The following is a 9,507-nucleotide window of genomic DNA, read 5'->3' as shown; positions in this document are numbered from 1 at the left end:
TGCCTGCCATACTTCCCTCAAAAATTGCCATTACTTATTAACTGACAATTCCTTTTGGGATAGGTTCTAAGTATCACTGACGTGATAATAAGCAATGCCTCCATAACCGCCATAGCGAATATGCCGTTCGGATAACAGATTGTTTTCATACAGATCCCACTGAGTTCCGTCAGCAGCAACCCGTTTGGTTTCCCCCCAATACCGGGGCAATTGGAACTGGTTATAACCATTAATTATGTCAATCGTTGCTGCCTCCAGCTTTTCTGTCGTCACCTGCCTCTGATCAACAAACGAAATTTGCCGGGCACTGATATCGGCGATAGTGCGGGATGTCTGCATCGGCCCAAGGCCTGTAGCATAAGCAAAGGTTGTGATGATTTTTCGGCGCGTCGATTTTTTTAATTTTCCCTTATGTCCACTCAGTGGGCCAATATGCTTATCCCAGTGAAGCCACTGGGTGGTATCAGAAATGATATCCAGCAAAGACAGTCCCAGTTTATTAAGTTTTTTTCCGACGGCGACATCCAGCGCCTTGAACCCATCAGGAATAGGCTTTTTCTTTAACGTAGCCAGTCTGGGGCGGCCATTAATAATCTGGAAAAAAGGATTATCCGGATAGAAATCATCTGCCTTTTGAGCCGCAGTGGTCAGGAGATCCTGGACATGGTCAATGAAGGCGTTGGTTTCAAGAGGCAGCCCTACTTCCTGACCATAGATATCCTGGGTTTCGGCACATTCTGTCAGAGGAACCAGCTCATCACGGTAGTCGGAGTAAACGTTCGCGCCTGTCACACACAGATCACCTGATTTCAATTCGCGGACCATCTGCGTACAAACACAGACCTCAAATTGCCGGCGAGAAAGCTGTTCAGGTGCTTTTCTCTGCTGATCGCCTGTGATTAGTTTCCACCATTTATCAGGAACCCACGAAAGGTCGGATAAACTGAGATCGCTTTCCGTTCCTTTTTTCAGCGTAATCCACTCACTGCGACATCGGCGTTGCAACAGCATCAATGCCAAGGCCCGTTCAAAGCTGGTATCCTGACTGGTTGAGACAAAATTCAGCGTAGACAGGATGCGTAACAATTCAGCCCGGCGCTGACTGAACGCTTTCAGCATAAACCGGCATTCGTTCTTGCCGCCAAACTCCATATGAAGACGGGAAAATTCATACAAATCAGGGCGCGAAGATACCGTTTCACGAATTATCTTTAACTGATTATCCGAAGATTCAGTTGAATGGAGTACAGTGTTAAGTAAAGCATAACGGCGGAGGATTTCGTCAGTTTTCCCCTGATTATCATCAAGATACTGTTGTAATTCAGCCTCGGCTGCGCGGGACACCTTATTCATTTGTTTACAGAAAATATCGCATAAGTCATCCGTTACTACGCCGAGACGTTGCTGGATCACCGCCAGTGTTATCGCATACCGTCTTGCAGGCACCAAATCGGCCATACTGGCAGCATCAAGCGCATTCCCTTCCAGTGCCCACTGGCTGATTTTTACGACGGGAATGATTTTAAGCACCCGGTTGTAACCCGCTAGGTCAGTTAAAAGTTTAAAGCGAGCGAGCAAGTCCCTCATACCATAAACGGTAGGTCTGGCTGGGTCTTGCTTAAGGTCATTCCAGGCACTCACTCGCCTGGGATCATCCCCAACGACAAACAAAGCGTCAAGGAAGACCGCCCCCTCTTCACCCACAGCAGTCTGCACTCGCGAGTACAGTGACTGATTAGCCTCTGACCGCGCTGAGCGGGCAGTACGTACCAGAGAATCAAAGGCGGGTAATTCATAACGATGGCGTATAAGCACCTCAATGCCCACATTGATAATATCGGCGACATCCTCCTTAGTCAGTGCGGCATCGATGAACGTGTTCCTAAGTAACGATTTGCCTGTTGCAGAGAACGGATTTACATCGAGAAAGCGACGTATTACACCGACATGTTTTCGCCGGGCTTCCGATCGATCATAGCTGTTTAAATTTTCGAGGTCGGCATTACGCCTGATGGACTGAGCGATATGTCTGATGAGTGATTCAGGAACCTGACTGGACAGAACAAAATAACCGAGCCGTTGAAATGTTTTCAGCAAAACGACGAAGCCCAGCCGTGTTGTTGGTGAACGCGCCGCCGTGGCACAAAATGCCAGTTCATCTTCAGTTGGTGTATAAAACCGTTCCAGCTCTGATGCCGTCAGCCGACTTTTGAACCTGGGATAAGCTGTATCGTGGGGTTGCACGTTTTTGACTCCTTGCCGAAAAGGGCCTTCCGTGTATCATTTAAAGTAATCTATAAAAGTACCGCTATTCTGTCACGTAGGAATGCGGGTTGTAGCCGTGTTTTGTGAGGAGGGTTCAATTGGGACAGATTGCAGCAATATATTGCCGGGTGTCGACCAGTGACCAGGATTGCCAACGTCAGGAAACGGAACTCATCGCGCTAGCCAGTAAAGCGGGTTACACCGTGGCGGGGATTTGGAAAGAAACGGCATCTGGCAGCAAAACAGATCGTCAACAACGCCAGCAGGTATTAAAACTAGCTCAGGCCAGAAAAATTGACCTGATTCTGGTGACGGAACTGACCCGCTGGAGTCGCTCGACGCTGGATTTGTTCCATACGCTGAACGATTTGCAATCCTGGGGTGTAGGACTGATAGCACAAACAGGGTTACAGTTTGATTTATCCACGCCGCAGGGGAAGCTGATTGCCACTCTAATGGCTGGTTTTGCCGAATTTGAGAGGGATTTACTGAGGGAACGTGTTCGGTCTGGTGTCCAGGCAGCACAAGCCAGGGGCGTTATTTTTGGGCGAAGACCTGGCCAACGTATAAAATCAGATAAGTTAGCACCTAAAGTATTAGCTCTTATAGCTGAAGGCTTTTCCTACCGACAAATTGGCCGACAATTAGATTTGAGCAAAAATACGGTGATGGCAATAGTCAAACGAGAACGCGAAAAATTGGAATTATGTTAAGTAACAAATAGCAGATACTAATATCGTTAATTTAAAGGATAACTTACGATGATAACAAAGATAAAAATACATGGTTATCGGATCTATAAAGAACTCATGCTAAACCCTAATCCAAGAATGAATATTATTGTTGGGGGGAATGAAGCCGGAAAGTCGACACTCATGGAGGCCATTACTCTTGCACTAACAGGAAGAATTAATGGTAGGAGTGCATATGAAGAACTTAATTCATACTGGTTTAATACTAACTTAGTTGCAGAGTTTTTACATAGGCGTGCTTGTGGACAACGTGTATCTTTACCTGAAATTCGTATTGAACTTTTCTTTGAGAATAGACCTGAATTACAGGTATTGTGCGGGGCAATTAACAGTGACGTACCAACAAATGCCTGCCCTGGTGTGTCGTTAAGTATTATTCCTAACCCCGAATACGCGGACGAATTAGATGAATGGATGAAAAATCCTTCGCCATTGCTTCCAGTTGAATATTACTCTGTGGATTGGCGTTCTTTTGCAGATAACAAGCTTACTAATCGGCCAAAACAACTTGTGACTGCTATAATTGATTCTCGAACGGTTCGTTCGTCATCAGGTATCGACTTTCACCTACGTCAAATACTTAGTGATCATCTTGAGCCTGCGGAGAAAGCCTCAATTTCTCTTTTATATCGAGGTGTAAAAGCGTCAATGTCCGATACTGCACTGGCGGGTGTAAACAAGCGCATAGGTACACTACATGCATCTTTGTACGATCAATCAATCGCCTTAGCAATGGATCAAAGTTCACGAACCTCATGGGAGGCGGCTGTTACTCCACATGTTAATAACGTCCCATTCTCAATGTCTGGGCAGGGCCAACAGGCATCAATTAAAATATCATTAGCAATGAGCCGTCATTCAGGGCAGGCAAATTTTGTGATGATTGAAGAACCTGAAAACCACCTTTCACATACAAGTCTGACGATTCTTTTATCTCGTCTAGAGACGCTAGCAGGTGAACAACAACAATTATTCATCACAACTCACAGTACCTTTGTGCTAAATAGGCTGGGGCTCGGTTCCCTGCTACTCATTGGCCGCGACTCCGTGAGTAAAATATCTGAGCTGAATCCCGATACAGTATCATATTTTCAAAAGCTTCCAGGATATGACACTCTTAGAATGGCATTGGCAAATAAAGTTGTACTTGTCGAAGGTCCCTCTGATGAAATTATATTTGAACGAATTTTTCAGGATCTATTTGGAAAACGCCCAATGGAGTTTGGTGTTGATGTTATTAGTATGCGAGGCCTATCTTTAGGTCGTTGTTTAGAATTATGCGCCGCACTCGACAAAAACGTGGCAGTTCTCCGTGATAATGATGGCATTGACCCTGTTTTGTTACGTGAGCCAGTAGAAAATTGGCTTGCATCAGGTCGACGAGAGCTATTTATTGGTTGCGTGGAAAATGGGACAACCCTTGAACCTCAGTTAGTACATCACAATAGCGAAGCTAGTATTCGGGCAATATTGAGGATAACTAAAACTGCAAATTTAACAACATGGATGAATCGGGAAAAAACTGAAACAGCACTTCGCATTGCGAGTGCCTCTCAAAGTATTACACCACCAGATTATATGAAAGATGCTGCAAGGTTTATTCATGGCTAACCATCTAATACTTGCTGTTGCAGGTTCTCGTAAAACTCAGGGAATAGTTGATCATTGCACCCATTTGCCAAAAAGTCGACGAGCATTGGTGGTGACATATACTAAAACCAACCAAGATGAGTTAAGCCGCCGCTTAGCGAACTCTGCTGGTGATCATACCGGGATTGAAGTAATGGGTTGGTATACATTCCTACTTCGCCATTTTGCCAAACCTTTTCTACCCTTTAAATTTCCGAGTAAGCGTATTCTTGGATTCAACTTTGATGGTAGGCCAACGATGATGGCTAGAGGAGTTAACCGGTTTTTAGATTCAAGCGGAGCCGCATATGCATGTGAGCTCGGTCGCCTTGCTCACGAACTTATTTCAGAAAGTGGAGGGGCGTTAATGCATCGATTGGAATGTCTATATGATGAAATTTTAATCGATGAAGTGCAAGATCTTAGCAGTCATGACTGGGAGATTATCGATGAGTGTCTTCGTTCATCGGTTGATATTCGAATGGTTGGTGATATTCGCCAATCTGTACTCTCGACTAATCCACGTAGCTCAAAAAATAGAAAATATGCCTATGCAGAAGTAATAAGCTGGTTCCGTGAACGCCAAGCCAAAGGGCTTATAAATATTACCGAGAGTGCCACGACATGGCGTTGCCATCCCGCGATTGCTGCCTTCTCTGATACTATTTTTGATAAAAGCTGGCGGTTTCCTGCAACGGACTCTAAGAACGAGATAATTACAGATCATGATGGTGTATTCCTAGTACCTAAAAAGCACGTTGCTGATTATGTTGCCAAATATCAGCCTCAGTGTTTGCGCAATACGGCCAGTTCGGGCAAAGAGTTTCATCTTGACTTCATGAATTTTAAAATTTCGAAGGGTTCAACACATGAGCGGGTACTCATCGTGCCTACTGCTGGGATCCTGAAGTTTATTCAAACTGGCGATCCTCTGGAACCAGGACCTGCAGCAAGTTTTTATGTCGCAGTCACAAGGGCGAAACAGAGTGTAGCTCTTGTTGTTGATAGTCCTGGCAACTCATTACTTCCATATTGGCAACCATAAACTCATATATTGATATAGCCAGTGGCATGACGCTTGATTTCGGCAGCGTAGATGTGGCAAGGGCTAGAGCGTGATCTTACACATTTACGTATGAATCCTTACGCCTAGCCAAAAACGCCAATGTTGCCGCCATCATGTGCGCCTACAACAAAATTAATGGCGATTATGGCTGTGAAAATCATCACACCATTACCGACGTTTTGAAAGGTGAATGGGGGTATCAAGGCGTCGTACTTTCCGACTTCAACGATATCAGCGATGCTTTTAAAGGCGCCTGGGCCGGGACAGACATAGATATGCCAAGCGGGCTGCAATTTACCGAAGCGAAAATTCTGCCCTTGCTGCAAAGCGGGCAACTAACCCAGAATGTCATTGATGATAAAGTACGTCGTAACCTGCGTTCACTCGTAAGCTACGGTTTCGATACCGCGCTCAATCCGGCACAACCGTTAACCCACCCAGAATACGGGATCCAGGCTTCTCTGGACGTCGCACGTGAAGCTGCGGTGCTGCTGCGTAACGAAAATACTGCACAAGGCACCCCGTTACTGCCACTGAAAAAAACGGCTAAAATCGCTGTGATCGGCGATATCGCTAACGAAGCGCCGAGCTCACCATTTGGTACCCCTTACTCGGTTGCCACCGACTATGTCAGTGAGCTGAGCGGATTGCAGCAGATGGCGTCTTCCTCCAGCAACATCACTTTTATTCCTGCACTGTCGCTGGATCCCAAAGCCTCAGTCTGGTATCAGGCCAGTACCGGCAACATCAGCAACACCGGTCTTAAAGCGGAATATTATAGTAACACCGACCTGTCAGGCACGCCGGTACTCACCCGCGTTGAACCTGGCGTTAACCTGAACTGGACAACCGATACCAATACCACCAATAACGGTACGACTACCGTATCGGGTTTTACGCCAACCGGAGGGGCTTTCTCTGCCCGCTTTACCGGCGAGATCAAACCTACTATCACCGGCCCACAAGTATTTAAAATTCGTGCCGATGGCCCGTTCAAGCTTTGGGTTGATGGTAAGTTGATTATCAATAATTCAGGGGATCAGCTGTCTAACGACCTCATCAATGCTGTGGTCGACTCAGCCAAGACTGGCACGCTGAAAGCTGGCAAGTCGTATTCGGTCAAACTGGAATATCGCCGGTTGTTGGGTAACTTCACCACTACGCTCGGTGGCTTAGCTGGCGTACAAATGAGCTGGGCATCGCTGACCCCGCCGGGTGATCTGTCGTCCTATGATGCAGTTCTGGTATCAGCAGGCAGTGGTGTGGAATATGAAGGTGAAGCTGCGGATAGAAACACCTTCGATATGCCAGAATATCAGGCTGACTTAATAAGCAACGTAACCAGATCCAACCCAAATACCATCGTCGTACTCCATGGTGGCGGTAGTATGAACATGCAACCATGGGCTGAAAAAGTCGGCGCAACCCTGGATACCTGGTTCTCTGGCCAGCAAGCAGGGCAGGTGTTGGCGGAAATTATTTACGGTAAGGTTAACCCATCCGGTAAATTGCCAATTACTATCGACAGGAAAATTACCGATAACTACACCTACGCGTCTTATCCGGATCCAGCCCAATACCTTGGTGATAATGCCAAAACGACGATGGATTACAGCGAAGGACTGTATTTTGGTTATCGTGGTTATGACAAAGACCACAAGAAGCCGCTTTATCCGTTTGGTTTCGGTCTTTCCTATACCACCTTTAACTATAGCGATCTGAATCTGTCGTCTAATATCATGACTGCAGATGCTGTGGTTAATGCGACCTTTAAAATCACCAATTCTGGACAGAAAGCGGGTTATGAAATCGCACAGCTCTATGCAAAACCGATTAATCCAACCGCCACTCGTCCGGTTAAAGAGTTGCAGGGCTTTACCAAAGTCTGGCTGAAAGCAGGGGAAACCAAAACTGTTTCTATTCCGCTGGATGCTCGTTCACTTTCCTACTATCAGCAAAGTACCGACAGTTGGATTGTTGACGCCGGTAAATATCAGATTTTGGTAGGTGGAAGTTCAGACTCGTTACCACTGAAACAAACCATCAGCACGCTGTATGCAGAAAAACTGCCAACCAATACCAGCAATCCGCTGCCGTTGCCGTTGCAGAAAGCGGTTCAGGTGAAAGCCAGCCGCGCCTATTAATAAAACAAGAGAACTCAGGGATGAGTTCGTTTTCCTCAAGGCCGTAAATATTCAGTCAGACGTGACAGATACATTTTAAAACCGGCGACCAAATCAACATTGCCCGGCCTTCTCAGCCACTGAATTTGTAAACCATCCATCACTGCAAATATCTCATTTCTCACCATTTTCACATCAATATCAGCGCGAACCTCACCTTTATCGATTAACTCACGAAACTCGCGATCGGCTGAAGCATGCAGCATGTCGTAACGTTGTTGATACCACAGCCACGCGGGATGATCCTCGGCCAGACTCTCGGTATTAAGCTGATTAAATACCAACGTCATGGCATAGGACTGGGCCGAGTAGGTTATCAAGGCCAGCAAATACTTCATCATACTATCGAGAGTATTTGCCTCGCTGATAGCGGCGATTTGTTCGCGGGTTTCAACATCCTGGCGTTCAAGTACGGCCATCAGCAACGAGAGTTTATTGGGGAAATGATGTAAAACACCGGGTGTCGAAATGCCGGCGATTTTGGCAATATCGGAGATCGAAGAGTTGTTATAACCGGTGGATGAAAAAATGTTGAGAGCCGCATCCACTATTATACCTCTGCTACGCTCGCCTTTGGGCGAACGACGACGTGTGACATGGTCAACAACGGCGGTGGCATCGTCAGTAGTTCTGTCATCCATCTTTTATTTTCTCTTTCATCTCATCACGTCATTCGTCACCAGACGTCGATGGCAGGGCGCGATAGGTGAATATAAGCCTAGCTACATCATTATATAAAAAAGGCACTGTTGCAAAGTTATTGATGAGTTAGCCTTTCGTGTTATTGAAAGGTCTTATCTTTCAAAGACTCTGCTCACCAGACGCATCTCGCCCAGGGGATGCCCAAAATAAAATGATTCTGCCTGACCTTTCCGTAGCGCACGCATCACTTCAATCCCTTTGATTGTGGCGTATGCTGTCTTCATTGACTTGAAACCCTGCGTGGCGTTGATTATCCGTTTCAGTCTGCCATGATCGCACTCGATTATGGGGTCCTACGCCGGAACCGCCGAAATTTCCGGCCTGTTATTTTTAGTGAGCTTGGGCACCTGGATTCTCATTATGCTAAACGTTAAGGACTGATGTAGTTCGCAGGGCACTGTTGCAAAGTTCGCGACGAGGTAGTCTTTTATCTTATCGGAAGGCCTTACATTTCAAAGACTCTGCTTACCAGGCGCATCTCGCCCAGGGGATCACCATAATAAAACGGTGAGGCCTGGCCTTCTGATGCCGTCCTTTTCAGGCTGCATTGTCTGTAGTTTCCTGAGCAGCCCAATGACGGATGCAGCGGACGCCCATGAATGCCTCACTTTGTTTTAATAGCACACAGGCCTGATACATCAGTGGCGGATCTGAGCCAGGTCTTCTTCGCTTAGCTCGAGCATGTTCATGACCGTTGTGCGATCCATGCCACTGGCCAGCATTGTACGGGCAATCTTCAGAGTCGCCTGACGTTCGCCTTCTTGGCGACCTTCTTGGCGACCTTCCTGACGGCCTTTTTGCTCACCGAGTTGCATGCCTTCTTCGCGCCCTCTTTTGTGGCCTTCTTCTCTAAGCTTTTCTGCAATTGTCATCAGCGTTTCCTCATGCTGTGGCACCCGGGATGCCAGTG

6 protein-coding genes and 4 pseudogenes are annotated in these 9,507 nt (G+C 46.6%); 5 read left to right on the top strand and 5 right to left on the bottom strand.

The window, feature by feature from the left end; genetic code table 11:
* Positions 1-66: 66 nt before the first annotated feature.
* Positions 67-2,244, bottom strand: a complete 2,178-nt coding sequence (locus J8X26_RS27975; RefSeq protein WP_307803471.1) for a Tn3 family transposase — start codon at positions 2,242-2,244, stop codon at positions 67-69.
* A 119-nt stretch (positions 2,245-2,363) separates the two neighbouring features.
* Between J8X26_RS27975 and J8X26_RS13165 the strand changes: the two genes are divergently transcribed.
* The 5 genes and pseudogenes from J8X26_RS13165 to J8X26_RS27895 all read left to right on the top strand — a co-directional run bounded on the left by J8X26_RS13165 (position 2,364) and on the right by J8X26_RS27895 (position 7,856).
* The gene (locus tag J8X26_RS13165) at positions 2,364-2,978 is read left to right on the top strand and encodes a recombinase family protein (RefSeq protein ID WP_208951087.1); all 615 of its coding nucleotides are present in this window, start codon (positions 2,364-2,366) and stop codon (positions 2,976-2,978) included.
* Between the two features lie 48 nt (positions 2,979-3,026).
* On the top strand, positions 3,027-4,628 hold the full coding sequence (locus tag J8X26_RS13160) for an ATP-dependent endonuclease (RefSeq protein WP_208951086.1): 1,602 nt from the start codon (positions 3,027-3,029) through the stop codon (positions 4,626-4,628).
* Positions 4,621-5,691 carry a UvrD-helicase domain-containing protein gene (locus J8X26_RS13155; protein WP_208951085.1) on the top strand — a complete coding sequence of 357 codons (1,071 nt, stop codon included), beginning with the start codon at positions 4,621-4,623 and terminating at the stop codon, positions 5,689-5,691. Before J8X26_RS13160 ends, J8X26_RS13155 begins: the two co-directional genes overlap by 8 nt.
* Positions 5,692-5,816: 125 nt before the next feature.
* Positions 5,817-7,397 (top strand): annotated as a pseudogene (locus tag J8X26_RS13150) (glycoside hydrolase family 3 C-terminal domain-containing protein); the annotation flags it as partial.
* Between the two features lie 54 nt (positions 7,398-7,451).
* Complete coding sequence (locus tag J8X26_RS27895; protein ID WP_280118830.1) at positions 7,452-7,856, top strand: fibronectin type III-like domain-contianing protein; 405 nt, start codon at positions 7,452-7,454, stop codon at positions 7,854-7,856.
* 35 nt (positions 7,857-7,891) lie between these two features.
* Here the strand turns inward: J8X26_RS27895 and J8X26_RS13145 are convergent, their stop codons facing one another.
* The 4 genes and pseudogenes from J8X26_RS13145 to J8X26_RS13130 form a co-directional block, all read right to left on the bottom strand.
* A complete protein-coding gene (locus tag J8X26_RS13145; RefSeq protein ID WP_208951083.1) occupies positions 7,892-8,536 on the bottom strand; it encodes a TetR/AcrR family transcriptional regulator in 645 nt (214 codons plus the stop codon).
* 153 nt (positions 8,537-8,689) lie between these two features.
* Positions 8,690-8,884 (bottom strand): annotated as a pseudogene (locus J8X26_RS13140) (DDE-type integrase/transposase/recombinase); the annotation flags it as partial.
* A gap of 158 nt (positions 8,885-9,042) precedes the next feature.
* Positions 9,043-9,132, bottom strand: a pseudogene (locus tag J8X26_RS13135) (IS6 family transposase); the annotation flags it as partial.
* Positions 9,133-9,235: 103 nt separating this feature from the next.
* A pseudogene (locus J8X26_RS13130) lies at positions 9,236-9,507 on the bottom strand (ISNCY family transposase); the annotation flags it as partial.

Source organism: Rahnella sp. ChDrAdgB13, from assembly GCF_017655185.1.
Classification (GTDB): domain Bacteria; phylum Pseudomonadota; class Gammaproteobacteria; order Enterobacterales; family Enterobacteriaceae; genus Rahnella; species Rahnella contaminans.
Note: the sequence above shows the minus strand (reverse complement) of the source record. Positions and strands in the feature narration are given on the sequence as shown.

What these genes read in the sequence shown, in the direction of transcription:
- J8X26_RS13160 (WP_208951086.1), top strand. Translation starts at nt 3,027, where the DNA reads ATGATAACAAAGATAAAAATACATGGTTATCGGATCTATAAAGAACTC.
- J8X26_RS13155 (WP_208951085.1), top strand. Translation starts at nt 4,621, where the DNA reads ATGGCTAACCATCTAATACTTGCTGTTGCAGGTTCTCGTAAAACTCAG.
- J8X26_RS27895 (WP_280118830.1), top strand. Translation starts at nt 7,452, where the DNA reads ATGACTGCAGATGCTGTGGTTAATGCGACCTTTAAAATCACCAATTCT.
- J8X26_RS13145 (WP_208951083.1), bottom strand. Translation starts at nt 8,536, where the DNA reads ATGGATGACAGAACTACTGACGATGCCACCGCCGTTGTTGACCATGTC.